General features: G+C 50.6%; 19 protein-coding genes. 15 read left to right on the forward strand and 4 right to left on the reverse strand.

Annotation, left to right across the window (positions count from 1 at the left end):
* Window position 1 precedes the first annotated feature (1 nt).
* The 6 genes from purB to purF all read left to right on the forward strand — a co-directional run bounded on the left by purB (window position 2) and on the right by purF (window position 7618).
* On the forward strand, window positions 2-1297 hold the full coding sequence (gene purB / locus ACFVU8_RS27160) for an adenylosuccinate lyase (protein ID WP_066379404.1): 1296 nt from the start codon (window positions 2-4) through the stop codon (window positions 1295-1297).
* 738 nt (window positions 1298-2035) lie between these two features.
* Window positions 2036-2926 carry a phosphoribosylaminoimidazolesuccinocarboxamide synthase gene (locus ACFVU8_RS27165; protein WP_387431503.1) on the forward strand — a complete coding sequence of 297 codons (891 nt, stop codon included), beginning with the start codon at window positions 2036-2038 and terminating at the stop codon, window positions 2924-2926.
* Window positions 2927-2972: 46 nt separating this feature from the next.
* The gene (gene purS / locus ACFVU8_RS27170; RefSeq protein ID WP_066379412.1) at window positions 2973-3218 is read left to right on the forward strand and encodes a phosphoribosylformylglycinamidine synthase subunit PurS; all 246 of its coding nucleotides are present in this window, start codon (window positions 2973-2975) and stop codon (window positions 3216-3218) included.
* A 5-nt stretch (window positions 3219-3223) separates the two neighbouring features.
* Entirely contained in the window at window positions 3224-3913 is a 690-nt protein-coding gene (gene purQ, locus ACFVU8_RS27175; RefSeq protein WP_066379415.1) for a phosphoribosylformylglycinamidine synthase subunit PurQ, read from the forward strand.
* Complete coding sequence (gene purL, locus ACFVU8_RS27180; protein ID WP_387431506.1) at window positions 3891-6137, forward strand: phosphoribosylformylglycinamidine synthase subunit PurL; 2247 nt, start codon at window positions 3891-3893, stop codon at window positions 6135-6137. The genes purQ and purL overlap by 23 nt, the downstream gene beginning before the upstream one ends.
* The gene (gene purF, locus ACFVU8_RS27185) at window positions 6122-7618 is read left to right on the forward strand and encodes an amidophosphoribosyltransferase (protein WP_066379420.1); all 1497 of its coding nucleotides are present in this window, start codon (window positions 6122-6124) and stop codon (window positions 7616-7618) included. The genes purL and purF overlap by 16 nt, the downstream gene beginning before the upstream one ends.
* A gap of 420 nt (window positions 7619-8038) precedes the next feature.
* Here the strand turns inward: purF and ACFVU8_RS27190 are convergent, their stop codons facing one another.
* Window positions 8039-8203: a hypothetical protein gene (locus ACFVU8_RS27190; protein WP_387431508.1), complete on the reverse strand. Its 165-nt coding sequence runs from the start codon at window positions 8201-8203 to the stop codon at window positions 8039-8041.
* 200 nt (window positions 8204-8403) lie between these two features.
* Between ACFVU8_RS27190 and purM the strand changes: the two genes are divergently transcribed.
* From purM to ilvA, 6 genes are all read left to right on the forward strand, one after another.
* A complete protein-coding gene (gene purM, locus ACFVU8_RS27195; RefSeq protein ID WP_387431510.1) occupies window positions 8404-9444 on the forward strand; it encodes a phosphoribosylformylglycinamidine cyclo-ligase in 1041 nt (346 codons plus the stop codon).
* Entirely contained in the window at window positions 9444-10061 is a 618-nt protein-coding gene (gene purN / locus ACFVU8_RS27200) for a phosphoribosylglycinamide formyltransferase (RefSeq protein ID WP_175371687.1), read from the forward strand. The genes purM and purN overlap by 1 nt, the downstream gene beginning before the upstream one ends.
* A 599-nt stretch (window positions 10062-10660) precedes the next feature.
* Window positions 10661-12208, forward strand: coding sequence for a bifunctional phosphoribosylaminoimidazolecarboxamide formyltransferase/IMP cyclohydrolase (purH, locus tag ACFVU8_RS27205; protein ID WP_175371686.1), 1548 nt, complete (start codon window positions 10661-10663; stop codon window positions 12206-12208).
* 26 nt (window positions 12209-12234) lie between these two features.
* Complete coding sequence (gene purD / locus ACFVU8_RS27210; RefSeq protein ID WP_387431512.1) at window positions 12235-13500, forward strand: phosphoribosylamine--glycine ligase; 1266 nt, start codon at window positions 12235-12237, stop codon at window positions 13498-13500.
* A gap of 322 nt (window positions 13501-13822) precedes the next feature.
* Window positions 13823-15139 carry an SEC-C metal-binding domain-containing protein gene (locus ACFVU8_RS27215; protein WP_387431514.1) on the forward strand — a complete coding sequence of 439 codons (1317 nt, stop codon included), beginning with the start codon at window positions 13823-13825 and terminating at the stop codon, window positions 15137-15139.
* A gap of 202 nt (window positions 15140-15341) precedes the next feature.
* Window positions 15342-16604 (forward strand): threonine ammonia-lyase IlvA, encoded by a 1263-nt coding sequence (gene ilvA / locus ACFVU8_RS27220; protein ID WP_379467468.1) that lies wholly within the window; start codon window positions 15342-15344, stop codon window positions 16602-16604.
* A gap of 207 nt (window positions 16605-16811) precedes the next feature.
* Here ilvA and ACFVU8_RS27225 read toward each other — a convergent pair whose 3' ends face one another.
* Entirely contained in the window at window positions 16812-17762 is a 951-nt protein-coding gene (locus ACFVU8_RS27225) for a hypothetical protein (protein WP_379467470.1), read from the reverse strand.
* 48 nt (window positions 17763-17810) lie between these two features.
* Window positions 17811-18473 (reverse strand): DUF1129 family protein, encoded by a 663-nt coding sequence (locus tag ACFVU8_RS27230; protein WP_387431516.1) that lies wholly within the window; start codon window positions 18471-18473, stop codon window positions 17811-17813.
* A 183-nt stretch (window positions 18474-18656) separates the two neighbouring features.
* On the opposite strand from ACFVU8_RS27230, the gene ACFVU8_RS27235 reads away from it, so the two are divergent.
* From ACFVU8_RS27235 to ACFVU8_RS27245, 3 genes are all read left to right on the forward strand, one after another.
* Complete coding sequence (locus ACFVU8_RS27235) at window positions 18657-18857, forward strand: hypothetical protein (RefSeq protein ID WP_387431517.1); 201 nt, start codon at window positions 18657-18659, stop codon at window positions 18855-18857.
* A 175-nt stretch (window positions 18858-19032) separates the two neighbouring features.
* Window positions 19033-19863 (forward strand): alpha/beta hydrolase family protein, encoded by an 831-nt coding sequence (locus ACFVU8_RS27240; protein ID WP_066379456.1) that lies wholly within the window; start codon window positions 19033-19035, stop codon window positions 19861-19863.
* A 92-nt stretch (window positions 19864-19955) separates the two neighbouring features.
* Entirely contained in the window at window positions 19956-20732 is a 777-nt protein-coding gene (locus tag ACFVU8_RS27245; protein WP_387431519.1) for a DODA-type extradiol aromatic ring-opening family dioxygenase, read from the forward strand.
* A 217-nt stretch (window positions 20733-20949) separates the two neighbouring features.
* On the opposite strand, the gene ACFVU8_RS27250 is transcribed toward ACFVU8_RS27245, so the two are convergent.
* On the reverse strand, window positions 20950-22338 hold the full coding sequence (locus ACFVU8_RS27250; RefSeq protein WP_387431521.1) for a helix-turn-helix domain-containing protein: 1389 nt from the start codon (window positions 22336-22338) through the stop codon (window positions 20950-20952).
* Between the last annotated feature and the right edge of the window lie 105 nt (window positions 22339-22443).

Here is a 22443-nt window from a genome sequence, read left to right on the forward strand (position 1 = left end):
TATGATCGAACGTTACAGCAGACCGGAAATGCGGGCCATTTGGACCGAAGAGAATAAATTTGCCGCATGGCTGGAAGTAGAATTGTGTGCGTGTGAAGCATGGGCCGAACTCGGCGTAATCCCACATGAAGATGCGGCTAAGCTGCGTAAGGATGCCAAATTCGATATCGACCGCATTAATGAGATTGAGCTGGAAACCCGCCATGATGTGATCGCTTTTACCCGTGCCGTGTCCGAGAGCCTTGGTGCGGAGCGTAAATGGGTGCATTACGGCCTGACTTCTACGGATGTCGTTGATACCGCACTGGGATATCTGTTGCGCCAAGCGAACGAGATTTTGGAGAAGGACATTATTAACTTTATTGAGATTCTGAAAGACAAGGCGATTGCCTATAAAGATACCCCGATGATGGGCCGTACACATGGCGTTCATGCCGAGCCAACTACTTTTGGCCTCAAAATGGCGCTTTGGTACGAGGAAATGAAACGGAACCTGGAGCGTTTCCGCCGTGCAGCTGATGGTGTGCAGTTCGGTAAAATCTCCGGTGCGGTTGGCACGTATGCCAACATCGACCCGTTTGTAGAAGAGTTCGTCTGTCGCAAGCTGGGCACTAGCCCGGCGCCAATCTCGACACAAACCCTGCAACGTGATCGTCATGCTGAGTACATGGCTGCACTGGCATTGGTTGCGACTTCACTGGACAAGTTCGCTACTGAAATCCGCGCCTTGCAAAAGAGCGAAATCCGCGAGGTGGAAGAAGCTTTTGCCAAAGGACAAAAGGGTTCGTCTGCTATGCCGCACAAACGCAACCCAATCGGCTGCGAAAATATCTCCGGTCTGTCACGCGTGATCCGCGGCCATATGGTTACTGCATACGAGAACGTGCCGCTCTGGCATGAGCGTGATATCTCCCACTCTTCTGTAGAGCGGATCATCCTGCCGGATGCGACCATGTTGCTGAACTACATGCTGAACCGTTTCGGGAACATCGTGAAGAACCTGACCGTCTTCCCGGAAAACATGAAGCGCAACATGAACCGCACCTTTGGTGTACCGTTCTCCGGCCGTATCCTGACGAAGCTGATCGACAAAGGCCTCAGTCGCGAGCAGGCGTACGATACCGTACAACCGCGCGCGATGCAGGCTTGGGAAGAGCAGACACAATTCCGCGACATCGTAGAAGCTACGCCTGAGATCACGAACGTGCTCAGCCCGGAAGAAATTGAAGATGCCTTCAACCCTTCGTGGCACCTGAAGCATGTGGATACCATTTTCCGCAAGCTGGAGCTTATTTGATCAAATAGAAGTTATATGGATCCAACTGCTAAGTATCGGTAGGCGGACGCAGTACTACATGGTTTTGCCAGCCAGGTGGCGGTAGGGCCGATGCAGTGCTACATGGTTTTGCCTACCGAGTAGCGGTGGAACGAACGTAGGACTTGATGGTTTTTCCAGTCAAGTAGCGGTAGGGCGGATACAGTGTCACATGGTTTTGCCCACCGAGTAGCAGACGGATACATTGCTACATGGTTTTGCTCACCGAAAAGCAGTGGAGCGGCCGCAGCGATTGTGAAGGATGCTAGCATTAGCTCGATTTGCAATTAACGGCAATATTGTACCTTATATCCCCTGTTTAGGGCTGAAAATGGGATATAAGAGCATATTTGTACCTTATTTTTGGTGATAAACGCTCCTAAAGGGGAATTTGACAGATTTAAGGTACAAAAATGCCCTTAATCTGAAATTGCCCCCTGGTTGCAACAAATTAAGGTACAAAAATGCCGTTATTTACGCGTCGAACCTGCTTTGTTTGCCGACACGCTGGCACTAATCACTGAAGTCCAAACTACAATTCGAAATGAAGCCCAATCTTCTTCGTAGTGCAATACCGAAATACCGTACATGCTGGTTACAAGAAGCAACGTAGCAGGAGATACTCTTTTTGCAAAGATACTCTTTTTCCAAAGGTACTCTTTTCGCAAAATTACAGGTTTCGCAAAGTTATAGGATCATTCGTTCAAGGGAGGAAAGGTCATGACATCACCGGCCATATCCACAGCCGTGGAACTCATTGATGCGCCGCTGCTCTATAAAGGGAAGGTTCGTGAGCTTTACGATTTAGGGGAAAACGTATTGATCGTCGTTACGGATCGCATCTCTGCGTTCGACTATGTGCTGGATCCGGCAGTGCCGGAGAAAGGTAATGTGCTTAACCGGCTGAGTGCTTTCTGGTTCGGCCAGACGAAGAGCTTGATCGAGAACCATGTGGTGCATATTGATGTGGACCAGCTTGGCGGTATCGTCAAGGATCGGGAAGCTTTGCGCAACCGTGTTATGGTGGCCCGTAAGGCGGAACGTATCGACATCGAGTGCGTGGTTCGGGGCTGCATCACTGGCGGTGGCTGGAGACAGTACCAGGAGACCGGCAAGGTCAACGGTATTGAGCTTCCCGCAGGCCTGCGCAAGAATGCGCTGCTGGCGGAGCCGATTTTTACCCCGGCAGCTAAAAATGATGTCGGCCACGACGAAGACATTCCCTTCGAGAAGATGCAGGAACTGATCGGAGCGGAGCTGGCGCTTGAGCTGAAGGAGAAAAGCCTGAAGCTGTTCGCTTTTGCCAGAGAATATTGCGCTGAGCGGGGCATCATTCTCGCGGATTGCAAATTCGAGTTCGGTCTGCTGGATGGCAAGGTGATTCTGATCGACGAGATTTTTACACCGGATGCTTCACGCTTCTGGGCTAAGGACAATTACTTACTTGATATTGAGATTGACAGTATGGATAAGGAGCCGGTACGTTCGTACCTTGCATCCTCTTTCTGGGACAAGAATAGCACGCCTGACCCGCTTCCAAGTGAAGTGGTAGAGGAAACCACCCGTCGTTATCTGGATATTTATCATCGTCTTACCGGCAAGTCTCTATAGATGCTCTACGGTATGCCCACAAACTTTTAGGAGGAACTACAAGCGTATGTTAAAAGCAACGGTCTATGTCACCATTAAGAAAAGTGTGCTCGATCCCCAAGGGGTAGCAGTTCAGGGTGCGCTGCACTCAGTTGGCTTTCAAGAAGTAGAAAGTTTGCGTATCGGTAAATATATGGAGCTGACTTTGGATACAAATGACCGCGCTGAAGCGGAAGTACGCCTTAAAGATATGTGTGAAAAGCTGCTGGCCAACACGGTGATCGAGGATTACCGCTACGAATTGGAGGACTAAAAGTCATGAAATTTGCGGTACTTGTCTTTCCGGGCTCCAATTGTGATATTGACTGCTATAAAGCGGTAGAAGAAAGCCTCGGTGAACCGGTTGATTATGTGTGGCATACGGCGACAGACCTGTCGGCCTATGATTGCATTCTCGTTCCAGGCGGCTTCTCTTATGGAGATTATCTGCGCTGCGGCGCCATTTCCAGATTTGCTCCTGTAATGGCTGAGGTGGCTAAAGCTGCTGAGCAAGGCAAATTCGTACTGGGTATCTGCAATGGATTCCAGATTCTTACCGAAGCTGGACTATTGCCGGGCGCACTGCGCCGCAACGAGTCGATGAAGTTCCGCTGTCATGATACGGTGCTTAAGGTGGTTAACAATGGGACACCATTTACCGTGGATTACGCCGAAGGCGAAGAGATCGTTGTTCCAATCGCGCATGGCGAAGGCAACTATTACTGTGATGAAGAAACACTTGAGCAATTGAAAGCGAATGGTCAGATCGTATTCACATACAGCGACAATCCTAACGGTTCCGTGGCTGACATTGCAGGTGTTAGCAATATAGCAGGCAACGTGGTTGGCATGATGCCTCACCCTGAGCGTGCAGTTAACAGCCTGCTGGGCTCGGAAGACGGTAAACGGATGTTCACATCAATCTTGAAGACCTGGAGGGATCGTCATGGCGCAGCAAGTATCCGCTAAGGAACCGACCGCAGAACAGATCAAAGAGCAGAAAATTTACAGTCAATTCGGCGTGTCGGACAGCGAGTATGAGCTGATTACGTCCTTCATGGGCCGTTTGCCGAACTACACGGAAATCGGTGTATTCAGCGTAATGTGGTCCGAGCACTGTGCGTACAAGAACTCCAAACCGCTGCTTCGTCGTTTTCCGGTGACTGGACCGCGTGTCCTGATGGGACCGGGCGAAGGTGCGGGTATCGTAGATATTGGTGACAATCAAGCCGTTGTTTTCAAAATCGAAAGCCACAACCACCCTTCCGCAGTAGAGCCTTACCAAGGTGCGGCAACGGGTGTGGGCGGTATTATTCGTGATATTTTCTCGATGGGTGCAAGACCGGTGGCGTTGATGAACTCCCTGCGTTTTGGGAAGCTTGAAAGCGACCGGGTAAAATATTTGTTCGAGCATGTAGTATCCGGGATTGCAGGCTATGGTAACTGTATCGGCATTCCGACCGTCGGCGGCGAAATTATGTTCGACGACAGCTATGATGGTAACCCGCTCGTTAATGCGATGTGTGTGGGCCTGATTGATCATGATAAAATCCAGCGCGGTGTCGCTAAAGGTGTGGGTAACCCTGTCTTTTACGTAGGGCCTCCTACAGGCCGGGACGGCATTCACGGCGCAACCTTTGCTTCCGTCGAGCTGAGTGAAGAATCTGAAGCTAAACGTACAGCTGTACAAGTAGGCGATCCATTCATGGAAAAGCTGGTTATGGAGTCCTGTCTGGAACTGATCGACAGCGGTATCGTACTCGGCATTCAAGATATGGGCGCAGCCGGTCTGACCTGCTCCAGTGCGGAAATGGCGAGCAAAGCGGGCAACGGTCTGGAGCTGTATTTGGATCAAGTGCCGCAGCGTGAGGAAGGCATGACCCCTTATGAAATGATGCTGTCGGAATCCCAGGAGCGGATGCTGTTCGTAGTTGAGCCTAAGGATGAGGCGCAGGCCCAGGAGATTTTTGACCGTTGGGGCGTAATCTGCCGCAAAGTAGGTAAGGTTACGGATGACGGACGTCTGAAGCTGTTCCATCACGGTGAAGTTGTTGGCGATATGCCAGTAACGGCGTTGGTCGATGAGTGCCCTGTGTATGACAAGCCATCTACTGTACCTGCTTATTATGAAGAAAATGCAGCGGTAGATACACTGCGTTATGAAGAAGTGACTGATCTGGGCGGCGCACTCCGCAGCATTCTGGGATCGCCAACCGTAGCAAGTAAAGCATGGGTATACAACCAATACGACTACATGGTACGGACTAGCACTGCGGTTCGTCCTGGCTCAGATGCGGCAGTAGTTACGATTCAAGGTACACGCAAAGGTCTGGCGATGACAACGGACTGTAACGGCCGTTACGTCTATCTTGACCCTGAAGTAGGCGGACGTATTGCTGTCAGCGAAGCAGCACGTAACATTGTCTGCTCCGGTGCAGAACCGCTGGCCATTACGGATAACTTGAACTTCGGCAGTCCAGAGAAACCGGATATTTTCTGGCAAATGGAACGTGCTGTTGACGGTATGGCCGAAGCTTGCCGTGTGCTGGATACGCCGGTTATCGGCGGAAACGTCAGCTTGTACAACGAAAATGCTTCCGGTGCGATCTATCCGACACCAGTTGTTGGTATGGTGGGTCTGATCGCCGATACTGACCATATTACGACCCAAGCGTTCAAGCAGGAAGGCGATGCGATCTTGCTGCTAGGTACGACCAAAGCAGAGCTTGGCGGCAGTGAGTTCCAATATGCGGTGCACGGTGTAACTGAAGGCCGTCCGCCGGAGCTGGATCTTGCGGTTGAACGGAAACTGCTTGATGGCGTACTTGGCGCTATTCGCGGTGGATTGGTGACCTCGGCGCATGACTTGTCCGAAGGTGGCCTGGCTGCGGCGCTGGCTGAGAGCTGTATCAGCGGTGGTATCGGTGCTAACGTGAACCTGTCAGCGAATGGGCTTCGCCGTGATGTGGCGTTGTTCAGCGAGAGCCAATCGCGGATTATTTTGACAGCAGCACCGGATCGGGCTGAAGAGCTGAAAGCTGCGATTGCTGCAGCTGGAGTTCCTGTAGAAGTCATCGGAACCGTTGGCGGAGACAGATTGCGTGTGAACTTGGACGACGTAGCCGCGCTTGATGAGCCGGTACCTGCGCTGAAGTCCGTTTGGGAGGATGCCATTCCATGTCTTATGAAATAAAGACCGGGAAAGAGCAGACGGAACCTATTCTGTGGACCGGCGACTTTTACAATGAAGGAACGGGCTCGGGAGATATTTTTGATACGTTAAAAGAAGAATGCGGCGTTTTCGGGGTCTTCGGACACCCGGAAGCCGCATCCATGTCCTATTACGGTCTGCATGCCTTGCAGCACCGCGGGGAAGAGAGCGCGGGCATTTGCGTGGCAGACGGACGTGATTTTAACTATCACCGCGGCATGGGATTGGTTAAAGAAGTATTCGACAAAGACAGAATTGCCTCGCTGGTCGGCGACATGTCCATTGGGCATGTCCGTTATTCCACTAGTGGTGACAGCCGATTGACCAACGCGCAACCGCTTGTGTTCAAATACCGTGACGGTGATCTAGCGATTGCCACGAATGGCAATATTGTCAACGAGCCGCTGATCCGGCGTCAGCTGGAGCAAAGCGGATCAATCTTCCAGACCACAAGCGATACAGAAGTGCTAGCACATCTTATTGCGCGCTCACCGAAGGATTTTGTCGAAGCGGCTAAGGATGCTTTGGAGCAATTAGTTGGCGGGTTCGCTTTTCTGCTGATGACCAATGACAAACTGCTTGTCGCATCTGATTCGCACGGCTTGCGTCCGCTGGTGATGGGGCGTGTCGGTGAAGCTTATGTGTTCGCCTCGGAATCCTGCGCTCTGGAGACCATTGGTGCAGAGTTCGTACGCGATATCGAGCCGGGAGAGCTGCTCGTGCTTGATAAAGACGGTCTTCGCGAAGACCGCTTCACTGAGCCGAAGCGTAAGGCACTGTGCGCAATGGAGTATATTTACTTCGCGCGTCCAGATAGCGATCTGAATGGCTCGAACCTGCACGCTGCACGTAAGCGGATGGGCAGCCGGATGGCATTGGAAGCTTTTGTCGATGCGGATATCGTAACTGGCGTGCCGGATTCCAGTATCTCTGCGGCTATTGGCTATGCTGAACAGACGGGCATCCCGTATGAGCTAGGACTGATCAAGAACAAGTACACTGGCCGGACTTTCATCCAGCCAAGTCAGGAACTGCGTGAGCAAGGTGTTAAGATGAAGCTCAGCGCCGTGCGCCGTGTCGTTGAAGGCCAGCGCGTCGTCATGATTGACGACTCTATCGTGCGTGGTACGACCTCACGCCGTATCGTTAATCTGTTGCGCGAAGCCGGAGCTGTTGAGGTACACGTGCGGATCACTTCGCCGCCGTTCAAGAATCCTTGCTTCTACGGAATTGATACGCCTGACCGCCGCGAACTCATCGCCTCCTATAAGACGATTGAGGAAATGTGTGAAGAGATTAACGCGGATTCCCTTGCGTTCCTCTCACCCGACGGGCTGATCAGCTCTATCGGTGGATATAACAGTAATGACTATAAAGGCGGGCTGTGCCTGTCCTGTTTTGATAATGATTACCCGACGCAGGTGGATTTCGGCGGGGCGGAGAAGGATGGCTGCTCCTGCTAGGGTTGTCCATCCCCCTAAATCCCCCTTGCTAAGGGGGACCCCGGAGGGCGCTGCCCTCCGGCCACCCGAAAGCTTGGTGGTAGGTGTTTGGTTTTAACTTGCTAAGGGTGCTGGGGTGCGGGTGCCCGCATTGTCCCTGTTTGCCTCCGGCAAAGGCGGGACAAGCTCTACGGCGTTCCGCCCCCTGGCGGCATGCTGCACGCCGGGGGATGGTTGGCGGCTTGGCTTCGCTCCAAGCGCTTGGGGCTCGAAAAGCTACTCCCTGTTTGCTGCGCAAATGCGGTGCGCTTTTCTCGCCCGTGGGTGGTCAGCGCTTGGCTTCGCTCCAAGCGCCGAGGGGCTCGAAAAGCTACTCCCTGTTTGCTACGCAAATGCGGTTGCGCTTTTCTCGCCAGTGGTTGGTAAGTGCTTGGCTTCGCCTCAAGCACCGAGGGCTTGAAAAGCTAGTTCCTGTTTGCTGCGCAAATGCGGTGCGCTTTTCTCGCCTAGTGAGGTGCTCGGCTTCGCCAGAGCACCGAACCCTTGCTGTTGTGCAAGGTGCGTACTGCGGCTTGCGGCAGGGTTGTCTGGTGGTTTGGAAGTCATGGAGAGGAATTTTGGAGCTGTAGAAGCGTAGCGTTCGCCTTTATGATTGGATTTCTACCGCGGATAGCGGTTTAAATCAGGAAATCCAATCATAACAGCGATCGGAAGTCCAAACATTCATCGTAATGACGCCTGAAAACCACCTCCTTCCCTGCCGCCCCGTAAACGCACACTAAATTATAAAGATGAGGTGTCCAATAGTGTCGGAAGCTTACAAGAACGCCGGAGTGGATATTGCGGCTGGCAATGAAGCGGTAGAACGCATGAAAAAGCACGTAAAACGCACGTTCCGTCCCGAGGTCATGACTGAGCTGGGCGGATTTGGCGCGCTTTTCGGCCTCAATAAGGATAAGTATGAGGAGCCAGTTCTGGTATCGGGAACAGACGGCGTAGGTACGAAGCTGAAAATCGCGTTCGCGGCGGATCGCCATGACACCATTGGTATTGATGCAGTGGCCATGTGCGTGAACGATATCGTAGTACAAGGCGCGGAGCCACTGTTCTTCCTCGATTATCTGGCCTGCGACAAGGTAGTACCTGAGAAGATTGAAGCTATCGTGGCAGGTATTGCCGAAGGTTGTCATCAAGCCGGTTGTGCCCTGATTGGCGGCGAAACAGCGGAAATGCCAGGTATGTACTCGGCTGGCGAGTATGACATCGCAGGCTTTACAGTTGGTATCGCCGACAAAGCCAAACTAGTTACCGGAGCAACCATTGCCCCTGGAGATACAGTTATTGGACTGGCTTCGAGCGGCGTACACAGTAACGGATTCTCGCTGGTACGCAAGCTTTTGCTGGAAGAGGACGGGTACGCGCTGGATGAGACGGTTGATGAACTGGGAGCACCGCTTGTAGATGTGCTACTGGCACCGACCAAAATCTATGTGAAACCTTTGCTGTCGCTGCTTGAACAGCTTCCCGTGAAAGGGATGGCGCATATTACTGGTGGAGGATTCATCGAGAACATTCCACGTGTGCTGCCAGATGGTGTGAATGTGGAGATTAACTATGGTTCGTGGCCGATTCTGCCGATCTTTAACCTGCTGCAAAGCAAAGGGGACGTAACTAACCGCGATATGTTCACCACATTTAACATGGGTGTTGGTTTGGTCCTGGTTGTTGACGCTGCGAATGGAGAGCGGGCGCTTGAGCTGCTCAAAGCAAGCGGCGAAGAAGCTTATATCATCGGTACTGTGACCGAAGGCGAGCGCATCGTTACCTTTACGGGAGCTGAAGTATAATGCAATTGAACCGCATCGCCGTGTTTGCTTCAGGACAGGGCAGCAACTTTGCTGCGCTGGCTGAAGCGCAAAAGGCAGGCAAGCTTGGTAGCGGGAGCATTGAACTGCTTGTCTCCGACAAGCCGGAATCAGGTGCGGCACAGCGGGCAGTGGAGGCGGGTATTCCGACACTGCTCCTGCGCCCGAAGGATTTTGCCAGCCGGGAGCTGTACGAAGCAGAGATTGTGGCCGAACTTCAGCGCCGGGACATCGGGCTGATTGTGCTGGCTGGATATATGCGGCTTATTACCCCCGTTCTGCTTACGCCATACGCAGAGCGGATTATCAATATTCATCCTTCGCTGTTGCCGGCATTTGCCGGAATAGACGCGATTGGTCAGGCACTGAATTATGGTGTGAAGCTGACGGGCGTGACGGTGCACTATGTGGATGGTGGCATGGATACCGGCCCAGTTATTGCCCAGCGAACGGTCGCTGTGGAGGATAACGATACGGCGGAGACACTCGCTGAGCGGATTCATCAGGTAGAGCATGGCTTGTATGCCGATGTGGTCGCTGCTTTTGCCGATGGGCGGATTGAACTGGTGGGCAGAAAGACGATCATTCGCGAAAAGTGAGTAGTTAAGGCGAATCGGTCGACTCCAAATGACATTTGAAGCTACTCTCCAGCGAGAGTGATATTTCTCGGGAAATATTGCACAAACTGCGAGTGATGTCGCATGGCAGGGGATACCGGTCGATGGTTTAACAGGAAATTCTCCCGTTAATGTGCCTCATTTCCGTGCTTTGGACGATTTAAATGGAAAAATTCCAGTTAATCGGCTCGTTTGTACAGCATTCGATGATATCGGACGAAATAACAGGAGATTTTCCCGGTAAGTTGTCAGAAAAGGTATGCATGGCTAAATTAACAGGAAGAAATCCTGTTAATTGGTAGGTGGTCGCGATTGAAGCTGTTATAACGACTGTTGTAGCTACTATTGAAGCTATGGTTATTGCGTGCGGTTAGCTGAGATCGTTCACCGTTGTAGCTACTGCTACTGGCCGCGACTACAATGCTTATGACAACTTAACAGCCTTTCATTTTCCAGCAAGACAGCTATTCTCACGTATTCAGATTCACCCCGTTTAGATTGTGGTCCCTTATTCTTTTCGTTTATCTTGGCTATTACGGCTTTATAAATTGCACGGAACATCCGGAGGAGGACTATTCAAAGTGAGTATCAAAAGAGCGCTGGTCAGCGTATCGGATAAACAGGGTATCGTGGATTTTTGCCGCGAGTTGTCTGCATTGGGCGTAGAAATCATCTCCACAGGCGGAACTAGCACACTTCTGGCTAAAGAAGGCGTGCCGGTCATCGGCATCTCCGATGTGACAGGGTTCCCCGAAATTATGGACGGACGTGTCAAAACACTTCATCCAGCCGTACATAGCGGCCTGCTAGCTGTTCGTGACAATGAAGAGCACACACGTCAAATGACTGAGCTTGGCTTGGATTACATCGACCTCGTTGTCGTCAATTTGTATCCTTTCGCAGAGACGATTGCTAAGCCGGACGTCACGTATGAAGACGCCATCGAGAACATCGATATCGGCGGACCGACGATGCTGCGTTCTGCGGCGAAGAACCATGCTTTTGTCAGTGTGGTAGTGGATGCCAGCGACTATGCAGCGGTGCTTGAAGAGGTTCGTGCAGGTGGAGATACGACACTGGAGACCCGCAAACGTCTTGCGGCAAAAGTGTTCCGCCATACGGCGGCTTATGATGCCCTGATTTCCGATTATTTGTCAAATGTAACCGGTGATCCGCTGCCGGAGCGCTACACGGTAACTTACGAGAAGATCCAGGATCTGCGCTATGGGGAGAACCCACACCAGAAGGCTGCTTTCTACCGCAAGCCATTGGCTTCGCTGGATACGCTGACAGCGGCAGAGCAATTGCACGGCAAAGAGCTGTCCTACAATAACATCAACGATGCCAACGCTGCCCTGCAAATCGTTAAGGAATTTGAAGAGCCGGCTGTCGTGGCGGTTAAGCATATGAATCCTTGCGGAGTGGGCGTAGGTGCAAGCGTCTATGAGGCTTACCAAAAAGCCTACAACGCTGATCCGACCTCCATCTTTGGTGGTATTGTGGCTGCTAACCGCATTATTGATGCGGATACAGCTAATCTGCTGAAGGATATTTTCCTGGAGATTATTTTAGCGCCAGGCTTCACGGATGAAGCGCTTGAAATTTTGACCAAGAAGAAGAATATCCGTCTGCTCAAAATCGGCAATCTCAGTGCGGCAGCTGCGCGTAAGAGCAGTTTTGTCGTGACCTCCATCGACGGTGGTATGGTAGTTCAGGAGAGCGATGTGCACTCCATTAACCCGGATGAGTTGCAGGTGGTAACTGACCGTAAGCCTACGGAAGAAGAACTGAAGCAATTGCTGTTTGGCTGGAAAGTTGTTAAGCATGTGAAATCCAACGCCATCGTGCTCGCAGCTGATGATATGACAGTCGGCGTAGGCGCAGGCCAAATGAACCGTGTCGGTGCGGCGAAGATCGCAATTGAGCAAGCAGGAGAGAAATCCAAAGGAGCCATTCTGGCCTCCGATGCGTTTTTCCCAATGGGCGATACCTTGGAAATGGCTGCAAAAGCAGGAATTACAGCGGTTATTCAGCCGGGCGGCTCCATTAAGGACGAAGAGTCCATCAAGGTCGCTAATGAGTATGGCATCGCTATGGTCTTCACTGGCGTTCGTCACTTCAAACACTAGAGCTGGCTTGGGAGGATTTCATTGTTATGGATATTTTAGTGGTTGGCGGCGGCGGCCGGGAGCATGCAATTATATGGAGCCTGTCCAAGAGCCCGCGCGCCGGTAAAATCTACTGTGCCCCCGGCAATGCCGGGATCGCGCAATTGGCGGAATGCGTGCCGATCGGCGTATTCGAGTTCGACCGGCTGACGGCTTTTGCGAAGGAACGGGAGGTTGGTCTGGTCGTCATCGGGCCGGATGACCCGCTGGCTGGAGGGATTGTTGACGCTTTTGAAGCAGAAGGCATTCCAGTCTTCGGTCCGCGCCGCAATGCGGCAGAGATCGAAGGCAGCAAGACCTTCATGAAGGATCTGCTACACAAGTACAATATTCCGACAGCGGCGTATGAGAAATTTGACGGTTATGAAGCAGCTGCGGCTTATCTGCAAGAGCAGCCACTGCCGATAGTTATCAAAGCGGACGGACTGGCAGCAGGCAAAGGCGTGACTGTAGCCTACTCCAGAGAAGAAGCAGACAAGGCGCTGGCAGATATTATGGTCAGCAAAGTATTTGGTGAAGCGGGCGCTCAAGTTGTCATCGAGGAGTTCCTGGCCGGGCAAGAGATGTCCATTCTGGCCTTTGTGGACGGGGAGACGGTGCGGCCGATGGCTGCCGCCCAGGATCACAAGCCGGTGTACGACGGTGACAAGGGGCCTAATACAGGCGGAATGGGTACTTATTCCCCACTGCCGCATATTGACGAAGCTATTATCCGCGAAGCGGTGGAGAGTATCATTGAGCCTACGGCGAAAGCCATGGTAGCGGAAGGACGCCCGTTCAGCGGGGTGCTGTTCGCAGGGCTGATGATTTCGCCGGATGGCAAGCCGAAGACGATCGAGTTCAATGCCCGCTTCGGTGATCCAGAGACCCAGGTGGTTCTGCCAAGGCTCAAGAGTGATCTGCTCGAAATCTTCCTGGCTGTAGTGGAAGGGCGTCTGGCAGACATAGAGATCGAGTGGAGCGAGGAAGCCGCAGTATGCGTAGTGCTGGCTTCTGGCGGCTACCCGGGATCTTACCCGAAGGGTGAACCGATTTCCGGTCTGGAAGAGGACGGAGAAGGGCTGGTCTTCCATGCGGGAACGGCCCGTGGTGAGGATGGAAGCTGGTTGACTAACGGCGGCCGGGTCCTGGGCGTCGTAGGACTGGGCGCGGATATTCGCGAGGCTCGCGAAGCGGCTTATGCCCGTGCCGAAAGGATCGCTTTTCCCGGAAAACAAAGCCGTAGCGACATCGCGATGAAGGCACTCGTCTAAGGAAAAAGGACTGTATCTAGCATTTTTTTACGCTATAAGTCCTAAAAAAGGACTGACAAGTGATAGAAAAAGTGCTATAATACAACACGTACGGGGGAAAATGTGCGGATATATACAGATAAAGGGGCCTTTCCGATCATGGAAAGGCCTTTTTTAAACATCAGCTTGTGCAAATTATGCTGTGCCGTTTTCTGGGGGTGCTTGAAATGTCATCTTACAGCACATATGATATAAAGGTTCCGTGCCGGAGATAACATACCAGGGCATGCAGCAGTGCGCTTGATGGCGTACATTCAGTCACAGATTTAAGGGGGAATTGGTTTTGAGTAAGGTTGGAAGAAATGACTTGTGCCCGTGCGGCAGCGGGAAGAAATATAAGAAGTGCTGTCTCGGCAAGGAGCAGGATGCAGTCGAATCCATACTGCGGCTCGTAACAACGGAAGAAGCCGCGGCGCAGGAGATTTCGGCAGTTGCCCTGCAAACAGAACAACCGGCAGCAGCACAGCCCGCAGAACGCCCGGAGAACAAGCTTACCCTGGCCAAGCTTAGAAAAATGGTATCCCGTGACCTAAAATGGGAGCATCCGTCCCATGAGCAATTGGGGTTGCATCTCATAGAGAGCATGAGAAATAAATTCGACAAGGAGCTTATTCAAGAGGCGCTTGTCCTGTGGAACGGCTATTCTCGTCAAACCAAACCTGCGGTCAAGAAGATGGGTTCCTTCTGTGCAGCGATAGAATATTTGCTGTCTGAAGAGTACGGCTTCCTTCTCACCCAGGCGGAACTGGCGATTAAATATGAGGTTACTGCGGCAACGATCTCACGTAAAGTGAAGGAAATGCTGAATTATATCGAAGAGTACGGTATGGGCGAAGCGCCTGACACATTGGCTGAACTGAGCAGCCTGGAAAGTCCGAAGGAGAAGGAGCAGGCTCTACTGGCAAAAGTGATGGAAACCCCGTCGGCCAAACGCCGGGTACAGCTTGCACGTACGATTCTGGAGATTTATCCTGACAGTCCGGACGCTTATCTTGTTCTGGCTGAGGAATCTGAGGATGAGGAAGAGGCCCGTTCTTTTCTAAAAGCTGGGATGGCTGCCGGAGCACGCGAGCTGGGCGAAGACTTTTTCAAGGAGAATAAAGGTCATTTCTGGGGGCTTGTAGAGACCCGGCCTTATATCCGTATCTGTAAGAGTTATGCTGATTCCTCTTGGTTCGGCGGAAATGCCGAAGAAGCGGTTAAGACGCTGGAGCACGTGCTGGAGCTGAATCCGGACGATAACACAGGTGCCCGTTATTTGTTGGTAGCAGCCTACCTCTACAACAATAAGCTGGGTAAGGCGGAGCAGATTCTTAAGCTATATGGTAAAAATGATGCCGCGGCTTCCTATGCCTATGGCCGTATGCTGCTGGAGTACAAGAAGAACGGGCTGACTGCCCAGCTAAAAATGCTGTACCGTGTTGCCCGTAATGTGAACAAGCATGTGCCTGAATATCTGCTTGGCACCAAGCGGCTGCCGCATAATCTCCCGGACTATGTTGGGAGAGGCGATGCCAATGAGGCGATCGAATATGTCATCGTGAATTCACGCCTTTGGACAAGCGTGCCGGATCTGCTGAAGTGGATGTTGAAGCAATAGTACAGGAGTGATCGCTGAGGTGCCTATGCTGGCGTTCAGCAACGTATAAGAAGAGGTGTCTCGGGAGTCATGAACAGATGACTGCGGGACACCTCTTATTGTGTTTTCTACCTAAGAAAAACTGGCCTTGAAAAAAGTCTGAGGGAATAGTATGTTACAAGAAGCAAAACGATTAGACAGAGACAGTGAGGCGAGGAGAGTCATGAGAGAAGACGAAGACCGGATCTTGGGGATGGAAGATATTGTACGGGCACATCACGTGCTGCGCGAGGTCATTGTTCGTACGCCGTTGCAACGTGATGCGGTACTGTCTGCCAAATATGATTGCGATGTGTACTTGAAGCGGGAGGATCTGCAAATTGTCCGCTCTTTCAAAATACGCGGGGCTTATAATATGATTCGTAGCCTGTCCCCAGAGGACAGAGAGAAAGGCATTGTCTGCGCCAGTGCAGGCAACCACGCCCAAGGCGTAGCTTACTCCTGCAAGGCGCTTGGAATTAAAGGCAAGGTCTATATGCCGAGCACCACACCAAGCCAGAAGGTGAAGCAGGTTCGGCGCTTTGGCGGGGAATTCGTAGAGGTCATTCTGAAGGGGGATACCTTTGATGATGCCTATGACGAAGCTTTGCAGGCCTGCATCGATTTCGGGATGACGCTGATCCATCCGTTCGATGAGCCGAGAATTATTGCCGGTAACGGAACGATTGGCATGGAGGTTATGGAAAGTCTGGACAACCCTGCCGACTTTATTTTCGTGACTATTGGCGGCGGCGGTTTGGCTGCAGGTGTCTCAACCTATGTCAAAACCGTTAGCCCTTCGACGAAGGTCATTGGTGTTGAGCCACTTGGTGCGGCTTCTATGAGTGAGGCCTTTAAGCAAGGAAAAGTAGTTACCCTGGATCACATCAACAAGTTCGTAGACGGTGCAGCTGTTAAGCGTGTAGGTGGATTGACGTACGATATTTGTTCACGTTCTCTGGATGATGTTGTAATGGTGCCTGAAGGTAAGGCTTGTACGACCATTCTGGAGTTATATAATGAAAATGCCATTGTTGTAGAGCCTGCAGGCTCCCTGCCTATCGCGGCGCTTGACCAGTACCGTGATCAAATCCGTGGCAAAACGGTGGTTTGCATCGTTAGCGGTGGCAATAATGATATTGACCGGATGCAGGAGATCAAGGAGCGGTCGCTGATCCATGAAGGCCTCAAGCATTATTTCATGGTGAATTTCCCGCAGCGTGCTGGTGCACTTCGCGAATTCCTGGCAGAGGTGTTGGGTCCGGAAGACGATATCACCCGTTTTGAGTATACGAAGAAGCATGACAAAGAGAACGGCCCTGCACTGGTTGGCATTGAGCTGTCCAGTAAGGAATCATATGCCCCGCTGATCGAACGGATGCAGCAGAAGGGCATGGATTATACAGAAATCAACAAGGATATGAATTTGTTCAATATGTTAATTTAATTGGATACGGCTGAGAGAGCTGTATGAGATATAAAAAAGCCCGTCCCACTTTTGAATAGTGGGACGGGCTTTTGCAGTTTGATGCCGCGTTTTATTGTTTTCTGAAGGCTTGTATTGCTCTTTGAAGCTTTGTATTGCTTTCTAAAGGTTTGCATTGCAATCCTGATTTGTGGAGTCTTCAAGGGCTATCTTCGCAACAGATGTGAGCTAAGTTAGAGGGACTTCCTTGGATCTGTACTGCTCTACCTTGTCGTCGAGCAGATAGCCGTTCTCTTTCAGCAGCTTCATGAAGCCTTCGAGCTTCTGTAAGAAGGGGCTATTATCAGGGTTCTTGGCCGATAATAGTCCGGCATAGGCCTTCTGTGCCTCCAAATCCATTTCTAGATTATCGTAATGGAATAGAGGCGTGTTGTTCAGGCCATAGAATGTGCTGGCGATGTACTTCGCGTATAGCTGCTTCGCGGCCGTGATCCGATTTGACTTCGGATAGCTCCGCGTGAACTGCTCTGCCGCCAGAGCGCGGGCGGCTACCTCGGTCCAGGCGATGACCAGCCCGTTGTCCTTGGCAGAGGGAAGGTCAGACTCCGCAGCCATCATCGTTAGATAATCGCTGATGTCGTTCGTGACATATACTTTGTATTTGCGGTAGGCTGCATAATCAATTACAGGAAAGTAAGTACCTTCTGCCGTCTCCAGCTTATAACCGCTCTCTCCAGCGGTCTCCAGCAACGTTCGCAGGGCAGGGTCTTTAACACTTTCAGCCAGCTTGACCATACTAACCTGCGGTTTATATACGGTAGCCAACTGGCGCTGCACATCACTTCTGCTGAATTTGTTCTCCCATGCCCCAAGAGCGGCCTTATGTAGGTTCTCAAGCTGCAAAGTCATCATTGTGGCCCGGTAAGAAGTCACGGCATACAAGTTGCTGTTCAAATATTTAATAGCCTGCGGAAGCTTGGACGACGACGAGAGCAGGGGCTGGGCAGCCTTGTATATAGCTTCCGAATGACTGTTGTCTGCGCTTGTTGTGGAAGTCTTGCCGGTGCTTTCCTGAGTGCTTGATCCGCTTCCCGCTGCATAAATAGATGCGGTGGGGATGGCTTGTACACCGATGGTAACCGCAAGAACGGCTGCTAACAAATAGGGCTTCTTGTTCATATGTGCTTCCTCCTGTCTATTTGAAATGGAGTAAGAGAAGTAAGAGACTTATTTTTTCAAGAACAGCACTTTCAGGCCGACCGCTCCGACAGCGAAAATAATCAGGCTGATCCAAGGGGAAATCGAGAAGACGGGCAGCAACGTATCCAGGTACGTACCGACAAATATCACTACAGCGGCTATTGCAATATAGATGCTTAGTCCCTTGAGGTCAAAACCCTTTGTCTGCGGTGTGTCGCTGTCAGACAAGGCAGCCATCCACTTCATAAACAATTCAATGACGACAATGGAGCCAATACCTACGGCAATAAGGGTGAAGAGGCTGACCTGATTGAATATTCCCGATGAGCCGGTAGTCCATTGAAACAACAGGCCGAATGCGCCTAATACGCCGAAGAGGCAGGTCAGAGCCGCCCATGGAATCATCAGGTAGTAGCTCAGCTTACTTCTGGTGGGAGCCGGCGGTACACTCTCCACGATTTCTCTGAAATAGTCTTCCGGATGCTCCCCGAAAATTTGTTTGGCGTTCCTGCCTTTGCCTTGTTCTTGAACCAGCAGCTTGGCCGCTTCCAGGAGCAGTTCCTCTGTACGAAGAGCATCAACCCGGCTGGCCCGCATGGCGAGAATCATATCCTCAAAATACGAGCGGTTGAACGGTGTCAGCTGCTCGCGAAGTGCGTTGTTTTCCTTAATCATATCTTTGACTTTCATGGGGTGGATATTACCTCCAATATCATAAATCATGAATACCTTAGCCTAAAGTATACGTTTGACAAGCAGGTCAGTGCAAGGAAATGCGTTTCGGCCTGTGATGCATAATCCTTATCAAAGCGTGAACACTGATAAGGTAATGGATTTGAACAAATACAGTACTTGGAAGGGCAGGGCGAGGTTATGGAACATGGTGATCAGAAGGAGCAGGACAGATTCATGGGCGATGGCTTCGAGCCTGAACCGACCCATGGCATGGTTGATTGGGGTGGTTCCGATGGCTTCAGTCTCTGGGATGCTGCCACGGAAACAACCGATAACTGGATGAAGGATTGGGAAGGCAGACAAGAAACGCATGACATGTTCCACAACAGTTACGACTGACGGGCCCTTTCAGCAACGGTGGCCTCTTTTGTTCCCGGTGAACAGAAGAGGTCTTTTCCTTTTCTATTGACAATAATGTTGGATACCGTATAATAAGAATATAATTCATACTAAATTTATCGGAATTACAAAATATATCAGATGCAGATATGTATTTTAGAAGGAGGACACGGCAATGGAACGCGCAATTGTAATCCGGCATAACCGGGAGGAACTAACCGCAAGCATTCATTATCCGACAAAAGAAAAAGGGACCACCGGGCGTTGCAAGGACCGGGTTCCTTTGGCGGTGATTTGCCATGGATTCGTAGGTAACCGGATCGGGGTGGACCGGATTTTTGTCAAAGCTGCCCGGGAGCTGGCTCAGGACGGTTACATGGTTATTCGCTTTGACTATGCAGGCTGCGGCGAGAGCAGCGGGAATTACGGCAGCGAGGATATGGAGTCCATGATCGCCCAGACTCGTGCCGTACTGGATTACGGAATTAGTTCCGCAGATGTGGACCCGCAGCGGGTAACGCTGATCGGACACAGTCTTGGCGGGGCTGTAGCTCTCTTAACAGGAATTCGTGATCGCCGGGTTAAGAACCTTGTCCTGTGGTCGGCGGTTGGTTACCCGTTCAATGACATTGTGAAGATCGTGGGCCGGGATGCGTATGATCAAGCGGTGAAGACTGGTTCGGCAGATCATGCCGGATATTCCTTTACCCCTGTATATTTTAACTCTCTGGCTGCGTTCCAACCGTTCCAGGAAGCCGGTAAATTCAGCGGTGATGTACTGGTTGTTCACGGGACTTCGGATGATGTTATTCCGGTAGACTATGCCTTTCTATACCAAAAGCTATTCTGGACCCGGCCGGAGGGCCGCTGCGATAAAGAAATTATTTTTCAGGGGGATCATACCTTCTCCACCGGCCCGGCACAGGAGCAATTGCTTAAGCGGACTCGGGAATGGATGAACGAGCAGGAGCACCTGCAGGAGGAATGGCAGAACTGGATGATATAGAAAGCCGTTCTCTGTTCTCTACTCGCCAAACAGGGGAAGAAGGGGTAAAATAAAGATGCAGGCCATATACTGGGTTAGGAGGTTGGCATCCTATGAAATTACCCGCATTTTTTATCGCGCATGGTTCCCCGTTGCTTGCCCAGGAGGATAACGAATATACCCGGTTTCTGGAGCGACTCGGCCGTGATTTAGGCAAACCCCGCGCTATCGTTGTATTCACGGCACATTGGGATAGTCCGGAGCAGCTTTTGACCGTGGATGCTCAGCATGAGGCGAAGCACGACTTCTACGGATTTCCTGAGGAGATGTACTCGCTGACCTATCCGGCTCCAGGTGATCCTGAGCTGAGCCGCGAGATTTCGGAATTGTTCAAGGCACAGAATCTGCCACATCAGCCGGTGCTTGGCCGTGGACTGGATCATGGCGTATGGGTGATCCTGAAGAAGCTGTTTCCGCAGGCTGACGTACCTGTAGTTGCGTTATCGGTAGACTCTTTGCGTTCCCCTAAGGAGCAATACAACATCGGACGCATGCTGGCCCCGCTGCGAGAGCAGGGCGTGCTTATTATCGGCAGTGGCGGATTGGTGCATAACCTTAGACTGCTGAGAGAAGATGATCAGCCCGAAGCATGGGCACAGGAATTCGATGCCTGGGTCGCTAAAGGCCTTCAGTCTTGGGATCTCCCGGAATTATTCTCCTATGAGAAGAAAGCCCCTCATGCCCGTGAAGCTGTCCCGACCTATGGAAAAGAGCATTTTGTACCTCTCTTCTATGTGATGGGAACCGCAGATGAGGGCAGACAGGCACAGCTAATGATCCAGGCTTATCAATACGGAACCCTTAGCCTGAATTGCTGGATGCTCGACTAGAATTGAATACGAGACCTTGAGAATAAATGAATACAGGGTGCAGCCGGAGTTTACCGGCTGCACCCTTTTTGAGTTGTTTTTATGGATTAACACTGGTGGGGGAGAGAATTGTTAATTTCCAACGCCATGACTATTAATAGTGATAGTCGTTTTTACAGGTTTCTCTGAATCATTGGATGGATTGGGAAGACCAACAACAGCAACAGCGCTAAGAATACTACATGTAGCCAAGAGAAAAGCCAATTTTCTTTTCATTTAACTTTTGCACCTCTCTAATTAGAATAGTATATCTATCTTGAGATTCTGCAGGTGCATGATGCCTGAATTGTTCGTATAATCCCACACATCTCAGTATTGCACTATCACACTTTATTTTAATAGAAGATTCCAAACTTTCCAATACTAGTGATATTCCTTTTTGGAATTTTTTGTCGTTTAAATAATAGACACCTAGTTCAGCCAGCAAACGTGTATGGCGGTCTACAGTTATCAAAGAGTTCACTTCCCCAAAGAGTCCTTCTTGGTCTTTTAATCGAAGATGTGGATCAAAGCGTTCAAGAACAGGGTCTATATTGAAATGGTACGTATTCGAAGCCGCAACGATTCTGCATAATCCGACGAAAACCTCGTCTTGTCTGGTTGAGAGATAGTCAATGTATGCTGGCAAAATCTCAACTTGCCCTCGCATTAATTTGTACATATAGCGGTTTGCTTCAGACCATTCATGGAACTGATATATGATTCGTACCTCTTCGTCAGAAGGAGAATCGACCCAATTTGCTGTGCCATATAAATCTGCATATTCCAAGGCCGTCTCATAATCTCCATGTTGACTGTAAACATTACCGAGCGATAAATAAGCATATAGGATGTAAAACACAAGCGGCTTGTTCGTTTCGCTGTGCGGATGACGTTTTCCACGGGATTGCTCGTATTGAATCATAGCTTTGTGTCCCATTTTTTGCGATAACAGCTCAACTGCCTGCCAACGATGGAGAGAGATATTCACATTGATCAATTCATTAAGCGCATCCAACTGGTACATTTCGTCCAGCCGGTCAATGTAGGGCTCAAATTGAATAGCAGCAAGCGTATTTAGATCCTGGTCTTCACATAAGTTAATGATGAACAAACGGTAATGACAAAGGGCCAGTCGTTCGGAATGTTGATACTTCTCAGTTTCGGCCAGACTTTCATAGAGAATCAACGCTGCCGCTCTCTTGCCATTCCTAAAGAATTCTTCAGCAGCCTCAAACAGCAAAGGTGCATAAGAGAGTCTGTCCAGCATCAAATGAACGGTCTGCCGAATATAATCCAATTTATTCAATTCTGCACAGCGATTAAGATACGGTCCTAACCTACGCCAATCTGGTGAAGAATGAAAGAAGCAGTCCTGAATGTATAGATCATAAAAATGTCCTTCTTCGAGCCGCATAGCTGACGTGATCTTGTCTAACTGTTGCATGGAGATTGTTTTTTTGTCGTTAAGAATATTGCTTAGTGTTCCAGTATGTAACCCGGCTACTTCTGCAAACTGACTGACAGTTATCTTTTTCTCTTTTAAAAAGCTTTCTAATTGTGCGGTTATCGTGGTTGTCGGTTCCATATGAACACCACCCTCACTATAAACCAAAAATAGGAAACTTATGTATTCAATTTATATAATATTACTTATAAATACAGCGGTCAATCGTAGAGATCACTAATCCTA

This window comes from Paenibacillus sp. NPDC058177 (assembly GCF_042883835.1).
GTDB lineage: Bacteria > Bacillota > Bacilli > Paenibacillales > Paenibacillaceae > Paenibacillus_AQ > Paenibacillus_AQ agri.